The 23315-nt window shown below is 65.8% G+C and carries 24 protein-coding genes; 15 read left to right on the top strand and 9 right to left on the bottom strand.

Translation table 11 applies throughout. The features are described 5' to 3' along the window. Positions 1-3: 3 nt before the first annotated feature. Genes ACQY8M_RS07860 through ACQY8M_RS07845 form a run of 4 tightly spaced genes read right to left on the bottom strand, consistent with a single transcriptional unit; the run spans position 4 to position 3015 of the window. Positions 4-930, bottom strand: coding sequence for a glutathione S-transferase family protein (locus tag ACQY8M_RS07860; protein WP_428670566.1), 927 nt, complete (start codon positions 928-930; stop codon positions 4-6). Between the two features lie 13 nt (positions 931-943). Beyond that, positions 944-1420 (bottom strand): hypothetical protein, encoded by a 477-nt coding sequence (locus tag ACQY8M_RS07855; RefSeq protein WP_428670564.1) that lies wholly within the window; start codon positions 1418-1420, stop codon positions 944-946. Next, positions 1417-2082: a ribulose-phosphate 3-epimerase gene (gene rpe, locus ACQY8M_RS07850; RefSeq protein ID WP_428670562.1), complete on the bottom strand. Its 666-nt coding sequence runs from the start codon at positions 2080-2082 to the stop codon at positions 1417-1419. The genes ACQY8M_RS07855 and rpe overlap by 4 nt, the downstream gene beginning before the upstream one ends. Positions 2083-2103: 21 nt before the next feature. Further along, positions 2104-3015 (bottom strand): prephenate dehydratase, encoded by a 912-nt coding sequence (locus ACQY8M_RS07845; RefSeq protein WP_428670560.1) that lies wholly within the window; start codon positions 3013-3015, stop codon positions 2104-2106. A 181-nt stretch (positions 3016-3196) separates the two neighbouring features. On the opposite strand from ACQY8M_RS07845, the gene ACQY8M_RS07840 reads away from it, so the two are divergent. Further along, positions 3197-3727 carry a c-type cytochrome gene (locus tag ACQY8M_RS07840; RefSeq protein ID WP_428670558.1) on the top strand — a complete coding sequence of 177 codons (531 nt, stop codon included), beginning with the start codon at positions 3197-3199 and terminating at the stop codon, positions 3725-3727. Positions 3728-3847: 120 nt separating this feature from the next. Then, positions 3848-4660 carry a histidinol-phosphatase gene (hisN, locus tag ACQY8M_RS07835; protein ID WP_428670556.1) on the top strand — a complete coding sequence of 271 codons (813 nt, stop codon included), beginning with the start codon at positions 3848-3850 and terminating at the stop codon, positions 4658-4660. A gap of 8 nt (positions 4661-4668) precedes the next feature. Here the strand turns inward: hisN and ACQY8M_RS07830 are convergent, their stop codons facing one another. Continuing rightward, positions 4669-5034 (bottom strand): hypothetical protein, encoded by a 366-nt coding sequence (locus tag ACQY8M_RS07830; RefSeq protein ID WP_428670554.1) that lies wholly within the window; start codon positions 5032-5034, stop codon positions 4669-4671. Between the two features lie 109 nt (positions 5035-5143). On the opposite strand from ACQY8M_RS07830, the gene ACQY8M_RS07825 reads away from it, so the two are divergent. The 4 genes from ACQY8M_RS07825 to ACQY8M_RS07810 all read left to right on the top strand — a co-directional run bounded on the left by ACQY8M_RS07825 (position 5144) and on the right by ACQY8M_RS07810 (position 7133). Beyond that, entirely contained in the window at positions 5144-5899 is a 756-nt protein-coding gene (locus tag ACQY8M_RS07825; protein WP_428670552.1) for a maleate cis-trans isomerase family protein, read from the top strand. Between the two features lie 240 nt (positions 5900-6139). Then, on the top strand, positions 6140-6367 hold the full coding sequence (locus ACQY8M_RS07820; protein ID WP_428670550.1) for a hypothetical protein: 228 nt from the start codon (positions 6140-6142) through the stop codon (positions 6365-6367). Between the two features lie 63 nt (positions 6368-6430). Next, a complete protein-coding gene (locus ACQY8M_RS07815; protein ID WP_428670548.1) occupies positions 6431-6568 on the top strand; it encodes a hypothetical protein in 138 nt (45 codons plus the stop codon). Positions 6569-6794: 226 nt separating this feature from the next. Continuing rightward, on the top strand, positions 6795-7133 hold the full coding sequence (locus ACQY8M_RS07810) for a hypothetical protein (RefSeq protein ID WP_428670546.1): 339 nt from the start codon (positions 6795-6797) through the stop codon (positions 7131-7133). 180 nt (positions 7134-7313) lie between these two features. Here ACQY8M_RS07810 and ACQY8M_RS07805 read toward each other — a convergent pair whose 3' ends face one another. Together ACQY8M_RS07805 and ACQY8M_RS07800 are read right to left on the bottom strand one after the other, a co-directional pair. Beyond that, positions 7314-9140 (bottom strand): hypothetical protein, encoded by a 1827-nt coding sequence (locus tag ACQY8M_RS07805; protein ID WP_428670544.1) that lies wholly within the window; start codon positions 9138-9140, stop codon positions 7314-7316. A 157-nt stretch (positions 9141-9297) separates the two neighbouring features. Next, on the bottom strand, positions 9298-10032 hold the full coding sequence (locus tag ACQY8M_RS07800; RefSeq protein ID WP_428670542.1) for a Crp/Fnr family transcriptional regulator: 735 nt from the start codon (positions 10030-10032) through the stop codon (positions 9298-9300). A gap of 212 nt (positions 10033-10244) precedes the next feature. Here ACQY8M_RS07800 and ACQY8M_RS07795 point away from each other — a divergent pair, with 212 nt between their 5' ends. The 5 genes from ACQY8M_RS07795 (at position 10245) to ACQY8M_RS07775 (ending at position 18316) form a co-directional block, all read left to right on the top strand. Next, positions 10245-12896, top strand: coding sequence for a protein kinase domain-containing protein (locus tag ACQY8M_RS07795; protein WP_428670540.1), 2652 nt, complete (start codon positions 10245-10247; stop codon positions 12894-12896). Positions 12897-13168: 272 nt separating this feature from the next. Further along, positions 13169-15817 (top strand): protein kinase domain-containing protein, encoded by a 2649-nt coding sequence (locus ACQY8M_RS07790; RefSeq protein ID WP_428670538.1) that lies wholly within the window; start codon positions 13169-13171, stop codon positions 15815-15817. Between the two features lie 18 nt (positions 15818-15835). After that, positions 15836-16723 (top strand): FHA domain-containing protein, encoded by an 888-nt coding sequence (locus ACQY8M_RS07785; protein WP_428670536.1) that lies wholly within the window; start codon positions 15836-15838, stop codon positions 16721-16723. Positions 16724-17112: 389 nt separating this feature from the next. Further along, the gene (locus tag ACQY8M_RS07780; RefSeq protein ID WP_428670534.1) at positions 17113-17388 is read left to right on the top strand and encodes a PIN domain-containing protein; all 276 of its coding nucleotides are present in this window, start codon (positions 17113-17115) and stop codon (positions 17386-17388) included. A gap of 454 nt (positions 17389-17842) precedes the next feature. Continuing rightward, the gene (locus ACQY8M_RS07775; RefSeq protein WP_428670532.1) at positions 17843-18316 is read left to right on the top strand and encodes a hypothetical protein; all 474 of its coding nucleotides are present in this window, start codon (positions 17843-17845) and stop codon (positions 18314-18316) included. A gap of 58 nt (positions 18317-18374) precedes the next feature. On the opposite strand, the gene ACQY8M_RS07770 is transcribed toward ACQY8M_RS07775, so the two are convergent. Further along, positions 18375-18560 carry a DUF6471 domain-containing protein gene (locus ACQY8M_RS07770; protein WP_428670530.1) on the bottom strand — a complete coding sequence of 62 codons (186 nt, stop codon included), beginning with the start codon at positions 18558-18560 and terminating at the stop codon, positions 18375-18377. Between the two features lie 500 nt (positions 18561-19060). Here ACQY8M_RS07770 and ACQY8M_RS07765 point away from each other — a divergent pair, with 500 nt between their 5' ends. After that, positions 19061-19315, top strand: coding sequence for a hypothetical protein (locus ACQY8M_RS07765; RefSeq protein ID WP_428670528.1), 255 nt, complete (start codon positions 19061-19063; stop codon positions 19313-19315). A gap of 124 nt (positions 19316-19439) precedes the next feature. Here the strand turns inward: ACQY8M_RS07765 and ACQY8M_RS07760 are convergent, their stop codons facing one another. Next, the gene (locus ACQY8M_RS07760) at positions 19440-19943 is read right to left on the bottom strand and encodes a GNAT family N-acetyltransferase (protein ID WP_428670526.1); all 504 of its coding nucleotides are present in this window, start codon (positions 19941-19943) and stop codon (positions 19440-19442) included. Positions 19944-20110: 167 nt separating this feature from the next. Here ACQY8M_RS07760 and ACQY8M_RS07755 point away from each other — a divergent pair, with 167 nt between their 5' ends. From ACQY8M_RS07755 to ACQY8M_RS07745, 3 genes are all read left to right on the top strand, one after another. Next, on the top strand, positions 20111-21919 hold the full coding sequence (locus ACQY8M_RS07755) for a hypothetical protein (RefSeq protein ID WP_428670524.1): 1809 nt from the start codon (positions 20111-20113) through the stop codon (positions 21917-21919). Between the two features lie 124 nt (positions 21920-22043). Further along, on the top strand, positions 22044-22511 hold the full coding sequence (locus tag ACQY8M_RS07750) for a Spy/CpxP family protein refolding chaperone (protein ID WP_428670522.1): 468 nt from the start codon (positions 22044-22046) through the stop codon (positions 22509-22511). A 68-nt stretch (positions 22512-22579) separates the two neighbouring features. Beyond that, positions 22580-23269 (top strand): response regulator, encoded by a 690-nt coding sequence (locus ACQY8M_RS07745; RefSeq protein ID WP_428670520.1) that lies wholly within the window; start codon positions 22580-22582, stop codon positions 23267-23269. Positions 23270-23315: the final 46 nt, after the last annotated feature.

The following is a 23315-nucleotide window of genomic DNA, read 5'->3' as shown; positions in this document are numbered from 1 at the left end:
CTCTCAGGACGACGGCGTGACGATGAACCCCGCGCGCGGGAAATGAACGGCGACGTCGCCGACCCGCTCGTCGCTGCGGATGATCGAGACGCGGTCGTTGCTGAGGCCGACGAGCGTGCCGGTGACCGGGACCTTGCCGGTATCGTCCGGCGTGACGCTGACCTTCTGGCCGGCCTTCAGGCCGCTCGGGTCAAGCTCGTCGACCTTGCAGGCCTCCGGCGTCGCGGCCCTGGCGACCTCGAGTGCATCGGTCGCGCTCATCTCGGTGGGCTTTCCGCTGCCGAACGCCTTCATGCGTTCCGACCATTCGACGATCTTCGGCAGCCGGTCGAGCGGCGACGGCGCGGGGCCGGCGCCCATGCGGACCTGCAGGAACCACACCGGATTGTAGAGCGCGCAGTCGGCCACGCACGGCACCGCGCCGAGCAGGAACGGCCGGCCGTCGCGCAGGATCTGCTCGGCGAGCGAGAGTTGCGCATAAACCTGCTCGCGCGCCATCGGCTGCGCGGCCTTGAGCCGCTCGCCGTCGAACGGGCGGCCGGAGAATTCCGTACGGTCCTTCTTGAAGGCCTCGGGCAGCTGGTCGCCGATCGCGCCCATCACCACGCCGACCGCCGACCAGAAGATAGTGCGGTCGATCCACATCGCGAGCGCCCGCGCCTCGCCTTCCTGGCCGACCGGCAGCAGCGGCGGCTTGGGCGCGCGCTTCTCGATCTCCATCATGATCAGCTGGGTGTCACAGTAGATGTCGGCGCCGACCTGCATCACCGGCGTCTTGCGATAGCCGCCGGTCAGCGGCATCAGGTCCGGCTTGGGCATGATGTTGGGGATCAGCACCGACGTCCAGGCGAGCTGCTTGATGCCGAAGGCCACCCTCACCTTTTCGGAGAAGGGCGAGGTTGCGTAGTGGTGCAGGATCAGGTCGGCCATGAATGCTCCCGTGTCAGTGGATGGTCGCCAGCGCGACCAGAACGGCAAAGCCCAGCCCGCCCGCGACCGCGAGCCGCCAGGCCCAGAGATAGAGCCGCGTGCGCTGCGCCACCAGCCGGCCGAGCCGGTCCAGCACGCCGTCGTCGAGCCCCGGTGTGGCGTCGAAGAAGCCGCGCGCCACGCCGATCACCGGGAAGGCGAAGCCGCAACTGGCGACGCTCAACACCAGGCTGATGTGGCCGACCGCGATGCCCATCGTCCTGACCAGCGGCTTCGCCTGGGCAAAGGGATCGACGCCGCTCACCACGACGATATAGGCGAGCGCCGCGACGGTGATGGCGTTGAAGCGCAGCAGGGCCGAGGTCTTGGAATCGAGCGCATTCAGCATGGCGAACAGGCGGTCCCACGCGACCACCCGCGCCTTGTCGGCCGACGTGCCGTCGATCGCCTGCAGACGCGCGAGGACGACCGCCTGGCTGCCGGACGTCATCCGCGCAGCGCCGCGATATTGGCCGCGTACGTGGCCGGACCGCCCGCGAACACCGACGTGCCGGCGACCAGCGCGTCGGCGCCCGCTGCCAGGCACTGCCGTGCCGTCTCCGGATTGACGCCGCCGTCGACCTCGAGGTCGATCGGCTTGCCCAACGCATCGATCGCCTTGCGCAGGGCCGCGATCTTGGCGAGCTGGCTGGCGATGAAGGCCTGGCCGCCGAAGCCGGGATTGACGCTCATCACCAGCACGAGGTCGAGGTCGCCCAGCACGGTCTCGATCGCCGCCAGCGGCGTGCCCGGGTTGAGCACGCAGCCGGCCCGCTTGCCGTGATGCTTGATCAGCTGGATCGTCCGGTGCACGTGCGGCCCGGCCTCGGGATGGAACGACAGCGTGTCGGCGCCCGCCTCGACGAAGGCCGGGATCAGTGGATCGACCGGCGTGACCATCAGGTGGACATCGAACGGCTTCTTCGTGTGCTTGCGCAATGCCTTCACCACCATCGGCCCGATCGTGAGGTTGGGCACGAAATGGTTGTCCATCACGTCGACATGGATCCAGTCGGCGCCGGCGGCGTCGATCGCTTCCACCTCCTGGCCGAGCGCCGAGAAATCGGCGGACAGGATCGACGGTGCGATGCGGACGGGTTGCTGCTGCGACATGGAGGTACCTGGGTGCTCGGGTCAGGTGCCGGCGCGGGTCGGCGCGTCCCACCCCTTGCGCCGGAAGGGATTGGCCGGGAAGGTGCCCAGCATCTTCAGTTCGCCCTCTTCGGAGAAGAAGCTGAGCTCCTCCAGCGCCAGCTGCATGCTGCGCTGGCCGGGATGGCCCTCGACCTCGGCATAGAACTGCGCCTGCTCGAACTGCGCTCCGCTGAGATAGCTCTCGAGCTTCACGATGTTGACGCCGTTGGTCGCGAAGCCGCCCAGCGCCTTGTAGAGCGCCGCCGGCACGCTCTTCACCCGGAACAGGAAGGCCGTCATGCAGCGTCCGGCAGTCGCGTCGGTCCTCGCCTCCTCGCGCGAGAAGACCAGCATGCGCGTGGTGTTGTGGTCGGCGTCCTCGATGTTCCTGGCCAGCACCTTCAGACCGTAGATGCGGGCGGCCAGCGACGAGGCGATGGCGCCGACGCTCTTGTCGCCGATCTCGGCGATCTCGCGCGCGGCACCCGCGGTGTCGGCATGAACCAGTGGCGCGATGCGGTGCTTCTTCAGGAAGTTGCGGCACTGCGACAATGCCTGGACGTGGCTCTTGGCGGTCTTGATGTCCTTCAGCGCGGCGCCGGGCAGCGCCACCAGGCAATGCTCGACCCGCTGGAAATGCTCGCCCACGATCTTGAGCTTCGTGTGAGGCAGCAGGCTGTGCAGGTCGGCGACCCGCCCGGCGATCGAGTTCTCGACCGGGATGATGGCCAGCGCCGCCTTGCCGGCCTGGACGGCACCCATGGCGGCATCGAAGGTCGGGCACGGCAGGGTCGTCATGGCGGGAAAGGCGGCATGACAAGCCATGTCGGAGTTCGCCCCCGGCTCCCCCTGGAAGGCGATCGTATTGCCGGCCTTGTTGCCGCCGCGCGCGCCTGTCCGTCCCTTGCCCATCTCAAATCCTCTGCGCGCATCTACATGCGCCGATCCGCCCGGCAAAACCAAAAAACCTCGCTAAATCCGGGACTTGCGACGTTCCGCCGCGCGATCATGGCGGCTCCATCGAATACTACTGATGGGCTGCCGGGCGTGCTACAGCAAGGTCCGAAAATTTTGGGGCGAGTGAGAGACTACGATGCCTAGTTTCAACACGATGGCGGGCTGCTTCCTGGCCTCCGCGCTGTTCGCAATGGTGCTCGGCAAGGTGTCGAACGCGCTGGTCGATCCGCACTTTCCCGCGAAGCCTGCGATCGCCGTCTCCGATGCGGCACCCGCGGCCAGCGGTGCACCTGCCGTTGCCGAGCTGGCGCCGATCGGGCCCAAGCTCAAGGACGGCAATGTCGAGAAGGGCAAGGCCCTCTATGTCCAGCAGTGCCTCACCTGCCACACGATCGACAAGGGCGGCGTCAACAAGGTCGGTCCCAACCAGTGGGACATCGTCGGCCGCAAGAAGGCGAGCCACGAAGGCTTCAGCTACTCCTCGGCCCTGCAGGGCAAGGGCGGCGAGTGGAGCTACGAAGACATCAACCACATGATCTTCAAGCCGCAGGCGTTCGTGCGCGGCACCAAGATGGCGTTCGCCGGCCTGCCGAAAGAGCAGGATCGCGCCGACCTGATCGCCTATTTGCGCACGATGCATGACGAGCCGCTGCCGCCGCTGCCGTAGGCGTTGCGTATCCGCCCGTCGTCCCGAGCGTAGCCGAGGGACCTCGCTTCCCCATTCGAGGCCCTTGCCCATGGAGAGAAGGTCCCTCTACTCCGCTTCGCTTCGGTCGGGACGACAGCTGTGACTGTCCCCCCCGATCTCGTCGCTCTGGCCAACAGCCTCGCCGATGCGGCGCGCCCCATCGCGGTGCGCTATTTCCGCACCGGTGTGACGATCGACGACAAGAGCGACGCGAGCCCCGTCACCATCGCCGACCGCGAGGCCGAGACGGCGATGCGTGCGCTGCTGACGAAGCACGTGCCCGGGCATGGTGTGTTCGGCGAAGAGCATGGCGCTGAACGCACCGATGCCGAGTATGTCTGGGTGCTCGACCCGATCGACGGCACCAAGGCCTTCATCACCGGCCTGCCGATCTTCGGCACGCTGATCGCGCTCCTCCACAAGGGCGTGCCGGTGATGGGCGTGATCGACCAACCGATCCTGGAGGAGCGCTGGCTGGGCGTGGAGGGCCGGCAGTCGACCTTCAACGGCCGGCCGATCAGCGTGCGCGCCTGCCCGACGCTGGACCGCGCCTACATGTATTCGACGGCGCCGATCATGTTTCCCGGCGACCTCGAGAAGAAGCACGAGGCGCTCACCCGGCGGGTGAAGCTCTTCCGCTGGGGCGGCGACTGCTATGCCTATGGCCTGCTGGCCGCGGGCCACGTCGATCTCGTGGTCGAGAATGACCTCAAGCTCTACGACTTCGCGGCCCTCGTGCCGGTAATCGCGGGAGCCGGCGGCCTGATCACCGACTGGCACGGCAAGCCGCTCGACATGCGCTCCGACGGTTCGGTCCTGGCGGCCGGCGATGCGGCGCTGCACCGCGCCGCGATGGACGTCCTTGCCGGCACGGCGGACAACGATCCCGCTACGCGGCGGCCGACCGGTTAGAAGGCGCCCTACTCCTTCACCGCCGTCCAGCCGCAACCCATTCTCGCATCGGTGGCGGTCAGCTTCTTCGGCGTCGACGCGAGATCGGCCACGACCACGAGGTCCAGTTGGCCCTGGGTGATCTTCTCCTGGTAGACGTTCGGCCGCACCATCGCGAGCTTGGTGTTGATTCCGCCGGGCGATGTGATCGAGGCTTGGCCACCCTTCAGGATGAAGGTGTGCTCGCGGGTGACCTGCGGATCGAAGCGGATGCAGCCCGTGATGTTGCTGGGATTGCCCTTCAACCAGAATTTGACCTCCGCATCCTGCGCCATCGACGCGAAGGGGATCGAGGCTGCGACGACGGCGAGGGCGATAAGTCGAGTGATGGTCATAGGACCTCCTTGCGGACGGTGCTGTGTTGCCCGGACGACAGTGTTGGACGTTTGCCAGCAAGGCACAATCCGTCTGATGATCGGCCCGCAGGAACGAAGGACATAGCGAATGCGGGACTATCTGGCCTGGCGACTGGCTTTTGGCGTGACGACGCCGTCGACCAACACGGTCGTCCAACCGGAATATGACGACATGCGGCCAGCGGGCGTGACGAACCACCTCGCGCGCATGGTCATCGCCGACGATCCGGTGACGTCCGATGCCGATTTCGAGCGCCAGCTCGAGGCGATCGACAAGTCGCTCGAGGACGCCGTCGCGCGCGTGATGGACGCCAAGCCCAACGCCTTCATCCTCGGCATCTCCGCGCTGTCGGTGTGGGGCGGCTCGATCGAATGGGGCGAGGAGCTCAAGCGCCGCGTGCGCAAGGTGGCCGGCTGGGACATCCCGATCTCGATCGCGTCGGACGCCGTCGCCGCCGGGCTGAAGGCGCACGGCATCAGGAAGAAGATCGCGATCATGGAGCCGTACTATCCGTGCATCGAGCCGCGCCTCAACGCGGTGCTCGGCCACTACGGCTACGAGATCGTCCGCTTCTGCCACATGCGCGGCAAGAGCCCGGCGTCGTATTCGGTGCTCACCGCGCAGGACATGATCAAGGCGATCCGCTCGATCGACGGCCCGGACGTCGAGGCGATCGTGGCCTTCGGCGCGAACCTGCCGTTCGCGAAGCTCGCGGACGAAGCCGAGCGCTGGCTCGACAAGCCGGTGCTGCAGATCAACGCCACGACCTACTGGCACGCACTGCGGACGAACGGGATCACCGACAAGGTCTACGGCTACGGTTCGCTGCTCGCGAAGTTCTGAGCCTTGACCTTTCGGCTCCTCGGTGAGATTTCGGCGGTGGAGGCGATCGCCACGGGAACGGCATCCGGGAAATCGGGCGGCTTCGCAAGCTTTACGGCCGCGGCCGGTGGCGCAAACGCAAGGGAATCGCCGAGATACGACTCGCCAACGGGAACGTCGTCACGGCAGAGAGTCACTGGTATGAAGCCGGACACGTCGGCAAGAAGGAATTCAAGATCAAACGCCTCCTGTGAGGATGTCATGGCCAAGACCGCAAGACGGCTCGTCATCTGCCTCGAGAATTCCGGCTACGAGGCATCGCTGGAGCGGCGCAAGATCTACATCGCGCTTCCCGACGCGCGCGCCGAGAAGGTCGGTCAGATTCGCATCATCGACGAGTCTGGCGAGGATTATCTCTACGACAAGAACGCTTTCCTCGAGGTTTCACTTCCGCAGTCGGCCCGCCGAGCAATCCTTCTGGCAGCCTAGGCCGCCCAAACTCTACGCTGCGGCGTACTGCTGCGAAGTTCTGACGGCACGGCGGAGGGAGACATGACACGGGAAGTCAGAGGGATGCTGATCGGCGTGTGCATCGTCATTCTGGCCATTGCCGCATGGGTCCTGAGGGAGAAGCCCGTGACTGCGCCCGGCGCGGCCGGCACGGCGATCACGGCACCCGAAAAGAAATGAGCAAGGAGGCGTCGTGGGTGGGGGCTCGATTCCCGAGGCGAGGCGGAGCCTGATAGACGGTATCTGGTCATGCTCAGACGGCCGGCGCGATCCTCGTACAACGCCGTCGGCGTCAACCACTTCACAAAAGTCGACATAATATTCCTGCCCGAACGTGAACCCGTTCATCAAGGCAAATCCGGTTTCGACGTCATCCTCGCCCTGCATCGACACAACGCAGGAGGGAATGATGATACGCTTTACAAGTCTGGCAGTTCTCGTGGGCTCGCTTGTCGTAACGGGCTTTTCGGTGACCGCCTTGCCGGCTGCGGCGCAGAGCGAGGGCTGCGGGCCGGCAGCATACTCGAACGAGAAGCAAAGCTATGTCGGGCTACCGTGCACGCCGAAGGCAGACTCCTCGGCTTCGCCGTGCGGACCCGCCACCTATTCGAATGCCGAGCAGCGCTACACCGGCATGCCCTGCACGCCGCCCACGAAAACGGAAGCGGGCAAGGCCGCACCCTGCGGTCCGGCGGCATATTCCAATGAACATCAACGCTATGTCGGCGTGCCCTGCACTCATTAGGCCGGCGTACCGCGATAGCATCGTCCGGGGCGCGCCAACAGGATTGGTGCGCCCCAACCGCATTCGATCAGGGGAGGCCTGCGTTTGGCGGTCGTCGACGGTGCCAGCCGCCCGCCAGACCTTCCGTTGCTTGTTCACGCATTCACGCGATACGCCGAGCATGGGTGCCAACCGGGGAGCCTAGATCAGGCCGAACAGGTCGGCCTGGTGAAGTTGCGCGCCAAGGTAGCCACCGGGCCGCGCCACGTCGGCGAAGCCGAACTGGGTCGTGAGCACGATACGCTCGATCCCGGTGATCGTGAGGTCCATGCTGCTGAACGCGAACGAGTGTCCCGGATGGAAGTGCGCGGCGACGTTGGCCTGCTCGAGGGCGAGTGTCGCCGGGTCGAGAAGCACGACGAGCGTATCGAAGCCGGCGCCGCCATCGAAATGGTCGGTGTCGGTGCCGCTTCCGCCGAGCAGTTGCGCCCGGGTGGCGAAGAACCAGTCGTTCCCGGCGCCGCCGGACAGCCGGTCGCTGCCAAGCCCATCGATCAGGGCGTCGTTGCCGCTCCCGCCGTCGAGCTTGTCGTTGCCCCCATTGCCGGCAAGCACGTCCGATCCGGAATCGCCTGAGAGTCGATCGTTCCCCGCGCCCCCGGCAATGAGATCGGAGCCCTGTTCCCCATCGACGACATCGTTGCCGAGCCCGCCGAACAGGATGTCGTTGCCATGGCCGAGCCGAGCCCGGTCGTTTCCGGCACCGGCGAGGACGAAGTCGTCGCCGGAACGGCCGGTGATGAGGTCGTTGCCCGCACCCCGGAAGTCGGTGCGAGAGGTCAGCGACGCCGCCGAAAACGCGCCGAAGACGCCGTGCAGGTTGGTGGTCGGATGCTCGGGATCGAAAAAGGCAGCCTGCTGAATCGGCGGGGCGGCGGGGTTGACGGTGAATACGACACCGTGACCGTCCCCGAGCAGCACCGGCTCATCGAGGCTCAGGAATCCGAACGTTCCGGGGTCTGCGCTGACCTCGTCTGCCATCCTTGCAAGATCGACGATGCGGACGTCATGGCCCTGCTGGCGCAACGCGCGCGCGCCGTCTTCGAGCCCCTGATTGACAGCATCGACCGCGGCATCGCCGATCGCCCGGACCTCCGCTGGAAACCCGCTCTGGCTCGGGCGGAAGCTGGTTGCGAACAGCGTGTCGAAGATGACCGTGCCGATCCCCTGATCGAAGGCCGTGTGGGCAAGGTCGAGATTGGCCTGAACGATCTGTCCCGCCAGGTGCAATGCATCGTCGATCAAGGCGCCCGGATTGGCGGGGTCGAAGGTGGCTTCAAGAGCCGCTATGTCATTGAGCCCGATCATGCTCACGAGCGCCGAATGCGCCGAGGGCGGCCGTGCCGAGGTCGCCGCGACGAATTCATCGACCTGGCCCGGCAGAAAGAGGTTTTGACCGAGCACCGCCTGGCCCTCCGGGGTCGCGGCAACGGCCGCTATCACCTCGGGTGGATACAGAAAGCCGGCGATGACACCAAACGGCAGCGTGCCAAGCGCCTGGGCGGCGCCGACCGAGAAATTGGTCAGCTTTGCGCCGAGCAGGCCCGCGGTGATTTCGGAGAACACCGGTCCGTTGGAGAACTTCCCCGCATAAGGCGGCAAAGGAATCGGCAGCAGTCCCGTCGTGTCGACGCCAGCGGATGCGGCGATGTCGAGCACCTTGCTGCTGAGAGCGAAGAATTTCCCACTGTCCGACCAGCTGTCCCCAACCTCATAGATCTCGTCGAACACGGGGCGAGCCGTCGGCTTGCACCCCGGGTCGCGTGCCGTCGAGCCGACTTGCCATGATCCCTGCGTATCGGCGCCGCCGGCCGCGGCGGGGGCGAGCGCCGTGCCACCGAGATCAAGAAGCCCTCCGCTGTCGGAGAGGCCATCTCCAGCCGCGTGGATGTCATCGAATACCGAGTGGACCGCCGGCTTTACACGCGAGTCGTGGTCCGTCGCGTTGACGCGCTTGCTCGTTGCCATGGTGCCCCTCTTTTCGTTCCCAACCGGAAGAGTTCGTGCGTGACGATTCCATCACGATCACGCCTCCCGCCGTTCCCGGACGGGGTTGGCGGGACCGACGGTACGCGGTCGTACTCTCACGATAGGCGCACTTCGTACGTGGAATTGGTGAACTACTTCACACAAGACGGAGGCAATTTCGGCCCTCGCGCGTGCCGGCGATCGTCCTGCCGCCGCCCACGAGTTGCTCGAGGGCCCGGCGGTCGCGGACGACCATGGTCCGGCGTCCGAGCTCGACGATGCCGGCCGCTCGCCACACCTTCAGCTGCTTGTTCACGAACTCGCGCGATACGCCGAGCATGCGCGCCAGATCCGCCTGCGAGACATGGACAGTCGGCTGCTGCTCGCGCGTCCCGGCTCGATCGGACTCCTGGATCAGCGAAATGACCTGCTTTGCCAGACGGCTGGCAACGTTCAGGAATGCCGCGTCCTCGATCACATCCGTCGACCGCCGCAGGCGGGCGCACAACACGCTGATGATGCGGTTCATGGCCTCCGGTCGCTGGGCCAGGAATGCACGGAAGACGTCGCGTCCAAGGAACAGAAGTTCCGATGTCTCGCCCGCCACCGCCGATGCGCTGCGTCCGACCTGATCGAGCAGCGCGATCTCGCCGAAGAATTCCCCCTGCCCGTGGCTGTTGAGGATCAGCTCCTTGCCATCGATGGAATCGATGGTGATCAGGATACGTCCCGCCAGCACGCCATAAAGGCCGTCGCCCGGGTCGCCCCGGCGGAACACGACATTGCGCTTTTGAACACGCTTTACGGTCGAGGGCCTGAGCAGCTCACGGGTTTCCTGCTCGGTCAGGACGCCGAAGAAGGTGTGCAGCCGAAGCAGCTCTTGCGGGTTCATGCAGATGCGCCTCCTGCCGACAACTATAGAGAGACGCGCCGGAAAAAAGCAGCGCCGAAGATGTGAAGCAGTTCACACATCCGGCTGTCCCGGTCGGCTAAGAGCCATGTGGCTGGCCCCGGGACGCGGGCCGTGATTAGATGGCGAGTAGCCGCGTCACGGGGACCACCTTGGGTGGTCGTCTATGAGCCGCCAACGGACAGGAGGCGATAATGTCCGAGGACCAGGCCGAGCGCGAGGTGCAAGCCCGAGCCGAGCTGCGCGGCGTGCTGCCCGCGGGCACGAAGCTGCGGGGTTACGAGCTTACGTCCGTTCTCGGCCAGGGCGCCTTCGGCATCACCTATCGCGCGGTCGACGCCACTCTGCATCGCGAGGTCGCGATCAAGGAGTACCTGCCCGCGACGCTGGCGCTGCGCGAGGGCCGCACGACGGTGCTGCCGCGATCACCGGATCATGCGCAGCAGTTCGCGTGGGGACGCGACCGCTTCCTCGAGGAGGCGCGGACCCTGGCACGGCTCGAGCGGGCGCCGGGCATCGTGCGGGTCTACGATTTCCTGGAAGACAACGGCACCGCCTACATGGTGATGGCGCTGATCGAGGGCGAGACCCTTGCGAGGCGCCTGACCCGGGAGCATCGGCTCACGCCCGGCGCGGTCGATCATCTTCTCTACCCGCTGCTCGAGGGGCTGGAAGAGTTCCATGCCGCGACCTTCCTCCATCGCGACATCAAGCCGGCCAACATCATGGTGGACGCGGGCGGCCGGCCCACTCTGATCGATTTCGGAGCATCGCGCGCGGCGATGGCCGAGCGGTCGACGACGATGACGGCGATCTTCACTCCAGGATATGCCGCCGCCGAGCAGTTCATTGCCGCCTCGAAGCTCGGCCCGGCCACCGACATCTACGGGTTGTCGGCGACGCTGTACCACGCCATCAGCGGCCAGATCCCGCCCAGCGCGATCGAGCGCGTCATGAAGGACGACTACGAGGCCCTGGAGACGCTTCAGCCGGAAGGCTTTGCGCCGGCCTTGCTGCGCGGCATCGACGGTGGCCTGGCGCTTCGCGCCACCGATCGGCCGCAGTCGATCGGCGAATGGCGCGAGATGCTGGGCACGGTGTCGCGCGGGCTGTACACGACCCAGATCGCCCGCAAGCCAAAGCGCGTAGCAGGCCGCGCCGGACGTCCCCGCCTCACCCTGAAGGGCCCCGCTTTGTGGGCGTCGCTCGCGGCGGCGATCGTGCTGCTGGGCGGCGCGGGCTACCTGGCCTGGATCAACTCGGGGACGACGGCTACCACGGCGGCCCTCAATCTCTCCGCCGAGCAGCTCGAGCAGGCGCTCGCCGAACGGCGCAAGGCCGATGCGTTTGCGGCCGAGAAGCGGCGGCTGGTGGAGGAAGCCCAGCGCCGCGCGGCGGCCGAAGCCGAGGCCAACCGGCAGGCCGAGAAAGAGCTGCAGGACGCGCGCCTGGCGCGCCAGAACGCCGAGGCCGAGCTGGCCCGGTTGAAGGCCGACTTCGAGGCACGCGAAGCGCAGCGGGCTGCGAGTGCGGGAGGCGCCGAGCCGGCCAACGTCGTGGCCCAGAAAACCTTCGAGGAAGCCGCCCAGCGCAAGGCCGAAGCAGAGGCGGCGGCATTGCGCGAGGCCGAGAGCGAGGCTCAGAGGAAGGCTGCGGCCGAAGCCGAGTCCACCCGGCTGGCCGACGAGGCGCTCGCCAGGGCGCAGGCCGAGCAGCAGCAGGCCGAAGCCGAAGCACGCCGCAAGGCCGAGGTCGAGGCGGCGAAGCGAAAGGCGGACGAAGAGGCGCTGCAGAAGGCGGAGGCCGCGGCGAAACAAAAGGGTGACGCCGAGGCCCAGAAGAAGGTGGCCGAGGCTGCAGAAAGGGCTCTGCGCCTGGAGCCGGCCGACCGCGAGCGCCTGCAGGTCGCCCTGACGTCGCTCGGCTTCGACACGCGCGGCCGCGACGGCATTCTGGGGCCGCGCTCGCGCGAGATGATCGCGGCCTGGCAGAAAGCCCGCAACCAGCCGGAGACCGGTTTCCTGACGGCCACGCAGCAGCAGGCTCTTCTCAAGGAAGCGGCGCCGGCGGTCGGCAAGTTCGATGATGAGCTGAAGCAAGCTACGGAGGAGAAGCGCCTTGCCGCGGCAACGCCACCCCAGACGGTGGCGGCAATTCCCGCCGCAATGACGACCACTGCGGCAGACGGCCTGTGGCGCGGCACCTATGCATGCGCGCCGCCGGGGCCGGCGCTGTCGATCAATCTGGAAGTACGAATTGCAAATGGCGTCGGCTACTGGCCAGCGCCCAATACTGGCATAGCCAACGACAACACGGTCGGCATACGAGTCTCGGTCGGCAAAGACCGCGTCACCGCTGTTCGAACCAGGGTCCAATCGTCGGTCGTGGGCGTCGGGACTCTCTCTGGAGCGCTGGACGGCAACTCCATTCGAGCGACGGGCAACGAGTATGCCGGCCGCGACCGCATCTGCACGCTGGCGTTGACGCGCGTGCCGGAAACTGCACCCGCCGACAGCTCATATGACGGGGCCTATGCAGGAGACGCAAACTACGGAGGCTACAGCGGATCGGCGGGCCGCGTCTTTGTCAAGCTCGACATCGCCAACGGTCGAGGCGCTGGGACAATGACGTCACCCGGTTGTAGTCCCAGCCCATTCTCGGTGTCGATCTCGCCGGCAGGTACGGTCAGCGGCGAAGGCAACTTCAATTGTCTAGTCGGGGGCAACAGCGAAATTTCGGGCCGCTTGCAGATCTCTGGTCGGCATGACGGAAACTCGATTTTGCTAACTCTCACAAGCCAGCGAGGTAGCTTTCGTAGTATGAGACTGGCGCGGCAACCCAACTGAGACGATCATCTGGACGCCATGGCACCCCCCTCAAGGCTGCCTCTCCGCCGTCTTTTATCCCGACGTGGCACCCCAGGAGGCGGAAGGAAAGTTGGTTGTGGCCTTGCGTTCCTTGTCGCCTCGTCGGCATGCAAAGACGCCCTGCCATGTGTGGCGTAGTTCACACAAGGAACGCCGCCTGTCGCGGCAAAGTCTTACCAGGTGACGCCACCGCTCCAGGGGCTCACAATTGCCGGTAGTAGGGTCGAACTGTCCTGATTGAGGGGGGCCAGATGCCCGAACTCGAAGCGCCGGTCGGGAACCTGCAGCCGCCGTTGCCCGGTGTGTTGCCGCGCGGGACCCTGTTGCGCGGCTATGAGGTAGTATCGGTCCTGGGCAAGGGGGCCTTCGGCATCACCTACCGGGCGGTCGATGCCACTCTGCATCGCGACGTCGCCATCAAGGAGTATCTGCCGACGACGCTGGCGCTGCGCGAGGGCCTCACCACGGTGCTGCCGCACTCGCCCGATCATGCCGAGCAGTTTGCGTGGGGCCGCGAACGCTTCCTCGACGAGGCCCGTACCCTCGCGCGGCTCGATCAATCGGCTGTCGTCCGAGTGCACGACTTCCTCGAAGCCAACGGCACCGCCTACATGGTGATGAAGCTGATCGAGGGCGAGACGCTGAACAAGCGCCTGATGTGCGACCAGCGACTGATGCCCGGAGCGGTCGAGCGCCTGGTCTTCCCCTTGCTCGACGGGCTGGAAGAGGTGCATGCGATCGGCTTCCTGCACCGCGACATCAAGCCGGCCAACATCATGATCGACGGTCAGGGCCTGCCGACGCTGATCGACTTCGGGGCAGCGCGCGCAGCCATGGCCGGCCGATCGACGACGATGACCGCGATTTTCACGCCAGGTTATGCCGCTCCCGAGCAGTTCATGACCGCCGGCAAGCTGGGGCCATGGAGCGACATCTACGGAGTTGCCGCAACGCTCTGCCACGCCATCACCGGACGGATACCCCCGAGCGGGATCGACCGCATCATTGACGACGTCTACGAGCCACTGAGTGAGCTGAGGCCGCAAGGCTTCGCACCGGAGCTGCTCGCGGGCATCGATGCCGGCATGGCTGTCCGCGCCACCGATCGGCCCCAGTCGATTGCCGAATGGCGCGAGATGCTGGGCCGAGCGTCGCGCGGGCTGCAAACGACTCGAATCGCCCACAAGCCAAAGCGCGCGGCAGGCCGCGTCGGCCGTCCTCGCCTCACTCTCAGGGGGCCCGCCTTGTGGGGTTCGCTCGCGGCGGCAAGCGTCCTGCTGAGCAGCGCCGGCTACCTGGCCTGGATCAGGCCGGAAACCACGGCTGCCACGGCGGTGCTCAATCTCTCGGCCGAGCAGCTCGAGCAGGCCCTGGCGGAGCGGCGCAAGGCGGACGCGTTTGCGGCCGAGAAGCGGCAGCTGGTGGAAGAAGCTCAGCGCCGGGCGGCAGCCGAAGCGGAGGCCAACCGGCGCGCCGAAAAGGAGCTGCAGGAAGCGCGCCTGGCACGTCAGAACGCCGAGAGCGAGCTGGCGCGGCTGAAGGCCGACTTCGAGGCGCGCGAAACGGGCCGGAAGGCAAATGGGGGCGGCGGCGAGCCGGCGAACCTCACCGCCCAGCGAGCCGTGGAGGAAGCCACCCAGCGCAGGGCAGAGGCGGAGGCAGCGGCATTGCGCGAGGCCGAGAGCGAGGCTCAGACGAAGGCTGCGGCCGAAGCCGAGTCCAACCGGCTGGCCGAAGAGGCGCTCGCGAGGGCACAGGCCGAGCAGCAGCAGGCCGAAGCCGAAGCCCGCCGCAAGGCCGAGGTCGAGGCGGCGAAGCGAAAGGCGGACGAGGAGGCGCTGCGGAAGGCGGAGGCCGCAGCAAAACAAAAGGGTGACGCCGAAGCCCAGAAGAAGGTGGCCGAGGCGGCGGAAAGGGCTCTGCGCCTGGAGCCGGCCGACCGCGAGCGCCTGCAGGTCGCCCTGACGTCGCTCGGCTTCGATACCCGCGGCCGGGACGGTGTGCTGGGGCCGCGCTCGCGCGAAATGATCGCGGCGTGGCAGAAGGTCCGCAACCAACCGGAGACCGGCTTCCTGACGGCCACGCAACAGCAGGCTCTTCTGAAGGAAGCGGCGCCGGCGGTCGGCAAGTTCGACGATGAGCTGAAGCAAACCGCGGAAGAGAAGCGCCTCGCCGCGGCAACGCCACCCCAGACGGTGGCGGCAATTCCCGCGGCAATGAGGACCGCCGCGGCGGACGGTCTGTGGCGCGGCACCTACAGTTGTGGAATTGGCACCGCATATACTGCGGGACGGCTCGAGCCTGCATTTACTCTGGACCTGGCGATCAGGCTCGCCAATGGATCGGGATCATCACGCTGGTCGGAGGCGACCGCAAACGGCAATACCAGGGGCATCGAACTCTCGATCGGCCCAGCAGGCACCGTCGAACTCATACGAACGATAGGCATTACCAGCGCAACGCTGGCAGGACAATTCGCAGGCAATTCCATTCGAGCAGCAGGAAAAGAGGCTGGAAGTCGCGGCCGCACCTGCACACTTGCGCTGACGCGCGAGCCGGACACTGCACGCAATGCCGCCCCCTATGACGGGGCTTACGCAGGAGTGGTCAGTCTAGGGGGAGGGGCGGCCCGGTTATTCGTCAAGCTCACCATAGCCAAAGGCCGAGGCACCGGCATGATGACGCTGGTTGCATGCAATCCCAGTCCATTCTCCGTATCGATCTCGCCGGGGGGCGAGGTGAGCGGCGAAGTCGACTTCAATTGTATGCCTGGGGGGGTGGGGCAGATTACCGGCCTCCTGACAATCACCGGCCGGCACGATGGAGACTCGCTTTTTCTGACGTTCTGGAACCATCGAGGCACTCTTCGTGACATGAGGCTGGCACGGCAGTCCAACTGAGACGATCATAAGGATGCCATGGCACCTGCACAGCGCCGCCTTTCCGCCGTCCTTCACGCCGACCTGACCGGCTTCGTGCGGCTCATGGAGAGCGACGAGGCCGGCACGGTCGAGCGGCTGAAGTCGGCGCAGCGCGGCGCCTTCGCGCCGGCCATCGAGCAGGCGGGCGGGCGGCTGGTGGACAGCGCGGGAGACTCCCTGCTCGCCGAATTCTCGTCGGCCGTGGCAGCGGTGACCGCGGCGATCGACATCCAGCAGAAGATGGCGGCGATCAATAGCGCACTACCCGAGAACCGAAGGCTGCTGTTCCGAATCGGCGTCCATCTCGGCGAGCTGATCGTCGACGAGCACGAGCATATCTTCGGCGACGGCGTCAACCTGGCCGCGCGAATCCAGGCCTTTGCAGCGCCGGGCGGAATCGCCGTCTCCCGGGCGGTAAAGGACGTCACCGAGCTGCAGATCGATGGCATCTTCATCGATGCCGGCGAACAGCGCCTCAAGAACGTCAGCAGGCCGGTTCAGATCTATCATGTCCAGCCGGCGAACAATGCATTGGCCCAGACGACAACCTCGGTCGTGCCGCGCACGACCCTGCGTTTCCAGGGCACCGATGTCGGCGGCCATACGTTCGTGCTGGACGTCGCCCTCGACAAGCTGATCGCCGCGCATTCGGGACTGGTGATCGGCCGCGATGCCGACAAGTGCGAACTGCCCCTCGTCCATTCGACGGTGTCGCGCCGGCATGCCCGGCTGCTTTTCTCCGGCGAGGACCTGAAGATCGAAGATCTGGGATCGACCAACGGCACCCAGGTGAACGGCGCGGCGGCGCGCCCCGGCGCCCCGCTTGCGGTTCGAGTCGGCGATAGGATCAGGATCGGCGAGATCGAGTTCACGGTATCGGAGTGAAGGCGGTCGCACGCGCGGGGGGGCGGCGACTCATAGGCGCTGACTTTGTAGATCTTCCTCCTCCCCCGTTAAACGGGGGAGGCCGGGAGGAGGCAGGCGGCGCGGCCGATATCTCCGATTTCAGATCATGATCTGCAATCTGGCAGCAACTCTACTGAGGCTTTCCCCCACCCCGCCTCGCCCGTTTGACGGGGGAGGAGAAAGAAAGCAGCCAAAGTTAGCGCCTACGGGGGCCGACTACAGGTCGAGCTGCACAAGCTGCCCGGCGCCAGGATCGCGCTTCCGGCGGCTCGCCCCAACGGGACCATCGACAAGTTCATCGGCCTGCTGGCAGGCCAAACGTCGAAGACCGCGACGATCGAGGAGATCAAGGAGGCCACGCCCGCCGGATGGGCCAACCGCAAGGGAGAGTCACCGTCGACACGAACGTCCTGATCCGCGCCGTCTTCCGGGACGACGGGAAGCAGGCCAAAGCAGCGACAAAGCTGTTCAAGTCGGCCCAGCTGGTCGCGGTGTCGGCGCCCTGCTTGTGCGAGTTCGTCTGGGTGTTGCGCCGCGTCTACAAGGTCAAACGGCAGGATATCCAGGCCGCGCTCGAAGCCCTGCTGGGCAGCGACACCTTCGTCTCCTTCGATGCGGGACCTGACTTTGCCGGTATTAGGTAGCAACCACATCTAGCGGCCTCAGTCCGCCGTGCGGCTGGCTCACGCGCCTAGCGCCTTTGAACGGAGTTCAGAGGTGCTTAATTTTTCAGCGAGTGTAGTTGTGCTCGTCACCGTGGCGCACGAATCGGTACCCATCACGGTCATATCGCCAGCACCCACTACTTTCGTGGCCAGCAGTGAGTGGCCCGCGATATTTGATCCTGATCCAGAAAAACAGCTCCTCGGGGCCATCCCAGTTAGGGACGATCACCGATTGCACTCCGCCAGATACTTGCAGATCGATTGTTTTGAGCGGCAAGGGCCCATCTGCCGCCTGGACACTCCGTCTTTCATTGGCATTGAGAATGGGGGAAATCACAAAGGGATGGTCGTCTCCGTCCCTCTCGGGGGCGGCGGGACTGAGGCCCTGACTTATGCTCGCTCCGCTCCACTCTATGACCGCGGGGGCTTGCCCGTGGTTCGTTACGACGCAGTGAACGACTGGAAGCCGTGGAGTGCCCGCCAACCTTCGTACATCGGTCAGAAAGATGTAGGGACGCTGGAGCTTGGTAAGCGCATCCTCGGCAGTTTGCGCTTGAATGCCTGCAGCGGTGGCGGCGTCAATGGCCGCGCGTGTGGACTGCCTAACGTAGTAGAGATTCCAGATCAGCGCGATAAAGCCAACGAAGCCAATAACCACTTGCGCGGCATTAAGATAAACGGCCCGCTCCGCAGCCTCGGACATGCGCCGCTGTTCGCACAGATCGGCCTCATCGTGGCTCTTTGCCTCGCTGCATTTCAGCTTATTCCAGTCGGGTTCGATCTCCTTTTCCCGTTCCACCCGCACAGTGCCGGTAACGGAAATAGGAAGCGATGGCTTGGGGCTGGGCTGAGCCTGTGGGGCTGGGGGAGTGCTGCCCTTTTGATCGCGATCATCCTGAGCGTATGAGACCCAAGAGAAGGCGACTAGGCATCCTCCAATCGCAGCACAGTACAGCCAATAGCTTTTAGACATTGCAGGAAGAACGCCGCTGTAAATCGCCCCGGCTGATCCTGTTCGCAATGTTGCGCTCTGTCTCGGGGATTCCCATGGCCGTCAGCGTTTCGGCCAACTCACGGTAGCCGACGCTCCGTCGCTTCAACTCAGCCTTTAGTAGCGCTTTGGCCGTTTCGGCCCAATCCTTGGGGGGCATCAACCTACACCGTTTCTGATAACGAACATCATCATACTCGATATGTCCGGGTCGACGGCAGGGAGCGCAGGTTCCTCGGAATAAACTCGGCTCCTCACTGGAAGCCGGAATGCAGCGTCTCCATTTCGGCGTCATTCCTCCCAAATCCCGTATCCTACATTGACACAAGCAGAATCATCGGCCTGGACTATTCCGACTTCGTGGATGGGATGGCAAAGAATGGCGCGCGGCAGGTGGGCAGCTTGGATGCCGACCATACGGCGAGATTGTTGGTCAATGTCACGGCCTCGAGAATTCTGCCTAAATGGCAGATAGACATGATTGTGCGAAACTTGGCGCGACCCTAACCGCGCCGCGATGTTCCGCTTCCCCTCCTCCGCCCCGCCGACCTTACCCGCCTGACCGGACGGCACGTTGACCGGGTGCTGGACAGGGCAAATGCCGTTGACGGCAGGCCAGTGGCGGACGCTAGCTGTCCGCCCTAGCCTAGAGGAGAGCCCATGAGCAACCGTCAACTCGAAGAAGCCTACGAACGAAAGAGCGATGAGCACGTCGCTCGCGAGCTGGGCATTTCGGTCGAGACCTTGAACGATCATGACTACGAAGTTGAAGAAGCCAACCACGGCATCGTCTGGCGCATCAACTGGCAGGGCGCCGCGCCGCCCGGCGTCAAGACATATGGATCTATCGGCGGCCAATATTCCGACATCGCTCCGTTGAACGAGCCAGACGAACCGGAGGACCCAGAGGGCTGAGCCGCCGCAGCCTTGGTGTGGCTGCTACCTAATACCGGACTTTGCGAATCGTGAACTGCCGTGGGGAACTCCTACGTCATACTGCAGGAATACAGGCATTGCTGGCGGCTCCCGACGCAGGGGCCTACCCCAGCCACTTCTCCCGGCCGATATCCAGCCACACCGCGTCGAACCCGCGATAGACCACGTTCCTGCGGTAGGCCATCCCGAGCCGCGTCATTACCGCCCGCGACGGATCGTTGTCGGGCCTGGTCATGGCGAAGATCAGCTCCAGCCCGAGATCCTTGAAGCCGTAATCGAGCGCGGCGCGCGCCATCTCAGTGGCGTACCCCTGGCGCCAGGCGTCGGGATGTAGCGCCCACAGCACTTCGGTCTCGCCGAACTCGGGCACCCAGTTCAGCCCGCCATGGCCGATCAGCTTGCCGTCGCGGAACAGGCCCCACGGCGCATAGCGGCGGTCCCGCCAGGAGAGCTCGAAACGCTCGATGGTCGCGCGCGCGGCGTCGAGCGGGTCGGTGTCGGGGGGCGACAGCCACTTCGCCACCTCGGGGTGGTAGCGCATGGCCGCATAGAGCTCGGCGTCGGCGGCGACCAGCGGACGCAGGATCAGGCGTTCAGTGTGCAGCACGGTCATCTTGGCGCGACTTTACACCACCGGCGGGGCGGCGAAACCGCCTGCCTCACGCTGGTGCATGGTGCACGCACAACGGCCGCCCGATCCCAGCCATTGATGCAAAACCATTTACAACGACGGCAAAACAGCTGGATATAGTTTTGCGGCAGGGAGTGCAGGGCGTGAGTGAAGAGCGTAAGGGGCGGGTGAACGCCGTGCAGCACGTGCTGCGGTTCTATGCTCGGCGCGCACAGGAAGCGTGGGGTGGGTCGTGGAACGTCGCCAATGCCTGGCAGCTCCTGCTCGCGCTGCTGCTGCTCTCGGGTGGCGCATGGCTCGCCGGCGTCAGACCGCACTACCCCGACATTCCCTACAGCCAGCCGATCGGCATGGGACTCTTCATGTCGACGGCGTGGTTCGCAGTATTCCTCGTGCAGTTCATGGCGGCACCGCCGCGGCTTGCGCGCCTCGATGCCGAGGTGCCGATGCTCGAGCGACAGTCCACCGCCCTGTCCGTGACGCCGATCCGTGCTCTGTCCACTCCAGAGCCGACTCCGCCCGTCCTGGTTCCGCCCGATTTGCCTCTGCTCGACCGGCCGCTGCTCGCTCAGCCGCTGCTCGACCTGTCTTCGCTCGACGCGCTTCCGTCCAACCCACCTCCAGCCGACTTGCCTCTGATCGACCGGCCTCTGCTCCTTCCGCCGCTGCTCGACCTGTCTTCGCTCGACTCGCTCCCGTCCAACCCACCTCCATCCGACTTGCCTCCGCTCGACCAGCCGTTGCTCGTTCAGCCGCTGCTCGACCTGTCTTCGCTCGACTCGCTCCCGTCCAACCCACCTCCATCCGACTTGCCTCCGCTCGACCAGCCGTTGCTCGTTCAGCCGCTGCTCGACCTGTCTTCGCTCGACGCGCTTCCGTCCAACCCACCTCCAGCCGACTTGCCTCTGATCGACGGGTCTCTGCTCCTTCCGCCGATGCTCGACCTGTCTTCGCTCGGCGCGCTCCCGTCCAACCCGCCTCCATCCGACTTGCCTCGCCTCGACGGGCCTCTTCTCCTTCCGCCGCTGCTCGACCTGTCTTCACTCGACGCGCTTCCGTCCAACCCACCTCCATCCGACTTGCCTCGCCTCGACGGGCCTCTGCTCCTTCCGCCGATGCTCGACCTGTCTTCACTCGACGCGCTTCCGTCCAACCCACCTTCATCCGACTTGCCTCTCCTCGACGGGCCTCTGCTCCTTCCGCCGATGCTCGACCTGTCTTCGCTCGACTTGGCTCAGTCAGATCTGCGGTCGCCCGGCCTTCCTCCGTCCAATATTCCTTCGCGCGATTTTTCCGTGGCTGGCCGGCCTCTGCGGCACCGGCTTCTGCGCGGCCGGCCGCTGGTCGACCCGCCTCCGCCCGATTTGCAATCCGAGCCACGCGCACCGGCGGCGCCGCCGGTGCAGGCGCCGACTCGGCCGGTCCGTTCGACGATCGACGTGCGCCTGCACGACCAGATCTACGAGACGACCGCCGTCGACGCGACGGGTGACCGGCTTCCAGCATCACGCGCCTACAGGGCACGCGTCTCCAACCATAGCGACCAGACCGTGCACCGCTGCCAGCTGTTTTTCTGCAATCCGATGAATATCCAGGTCGTGAGCGGCCCGTTCGACCTCGCGCCCGGCGAGCATCGCGATCTGCCGGCCCTCCGCGTCATCGACGAAGCGGATGAGCCCCGCGCACTGCTCTACTTCCTCGATGCCGAGACGTGGCACGTGGCGCAAGGCCAGGCGGCCTGGTTGCCCGAACCCGGTCCCTTCAAGATAAAGGTGCTTTCCGCAAATGCGCCACCGAGCGCGCTCGAGGTCAAGCTGGTGCACGATGCCCAAATGCCTTTTGCCTGGACGCTGGTCGAGGCGACCAAGTCGGACAAGGCGCCGAGGGCGGGCCGCATGCCGTCGGTCTGGGCGTCCTCGGACTCGGTCGCGGAACCAAGCTTGGGCGATTAGCGCATCCGGCCCAGGCTACGATCGTCTTTACATAACTTTACAGGGCCGACGCGAGCGCGAAACCGCCCTGCTCCATATGGAGGGCACGGGGAAACTTCACCCTCGCCCCAGATGGAGACGAAAAATGGCTACCCTCAAGACGATGATCGCCGCCCTCCTCGCCGGCAGCCTCGCGGCCACCGCCGGCGGCATGGCCTACGCCAAGTCCGACGGCAAGGCGTTCGACCCGGTACGCTTCCAGGAACACCTCACCAAGCGCGTCGACAAGGCGCTCAACGGCACCGACGCCACGGCCGAGCAGAAGAAGCAGGTTGCCGACATCCTCGGCCAGACCTTCAAGGACATGCGGGCCATGCATGACCAGCGCGTGCAGAACCGCAAGGCCATGCAGGAGGCGTTGCAGGCCCCGACCATCGATGCGGCGAAGATCGAGTCGATCCGCGCCGAGCAGATGAAGATCGCCGACGAGAGCTCCAAGCGCTTCACCAAGGCGCTGACCGACGCCGGCAACGTGCTGACGGCCCAGCAGCGCCAGGCGTTCTTCAAGAACTGGACCGACCGCGAGCACGGCCACCACGGCCGGCGCGGCTAGTCGTCGACCCCGCACCGAGTAGTCGTCGTCGAGATGACACCATCATGCACCGGTCCGATACTGGGCGTATGGCCGAGCGCATCCTGATGATCGACGACGACAACCGCCTCGCCGCGATGGTCTCGGACTATCTCGGCGGGGCGGGCTTTCGTTTGACGGTCGCCGGCACCGCGCGCGACGGCGAGGCCCTGCTGAAGCGCGAGAGCTTCGACGCGGTGATCCTCGACCTCATGCTGCCCGACGGCGACGGGCTCGACGTCTGCCGCCGCCTGCGCGGCACGACCGACGTGCCGATCCTGATGCTGACCGCGCGCGGCGAGCCGATGGACCGCGTGATCGGGCTGGAGGTCGGCGCCGACGATTATCTCGCCAAGCCGTTCGAGCCGCGCGAGTTGCAGGCCCGCCTGCGCGCCATCCTGCGCCGGCGCGGCGCGCCGCAGCGCTCCGAGATCCTGCGCTTCGGGCGACTGGAGATCGACAAGGGCGCGCGCAGCGTGCGGGTCGACGGCGACGACAAGCCGCTCACCAGCTATCAGTACACCCTGCTGCTGACCCTGGCCGAGCGCGCCGGGCGCGTGCTGACGCGCGACGCACTGATGGATTTGATGAAGGGCGAGAAGCTCGAGGCCTTCGATCGCTCGGTCGACATCCACATCAGCCGCATCCGCGCCGCGATCGAGGACGACCCCAAGAAGCCCAAGCGCATCGTGACGGTGCGCGGCACGGGATACGTCTTCGCGAAGGATCAGGATCGATGAGTTTCTCGTCCTGTCGTCCTGAGCGCAGCGAAGGACCTAGCGCTTC

The organism is Reyranella sp. (genome assembly GCF_965279465.1).
Taxonomy (GTDB): domain Bacteria; phylum Pseudomonadota; class Alphaproteobacteria; order Reyranellales; family Reyranellaceae; genus Reyranella.
Note: the sequence above shows the minus strand (reverse complement) of the source record. Positions and strands in the feature narration are given on the sequence as shown.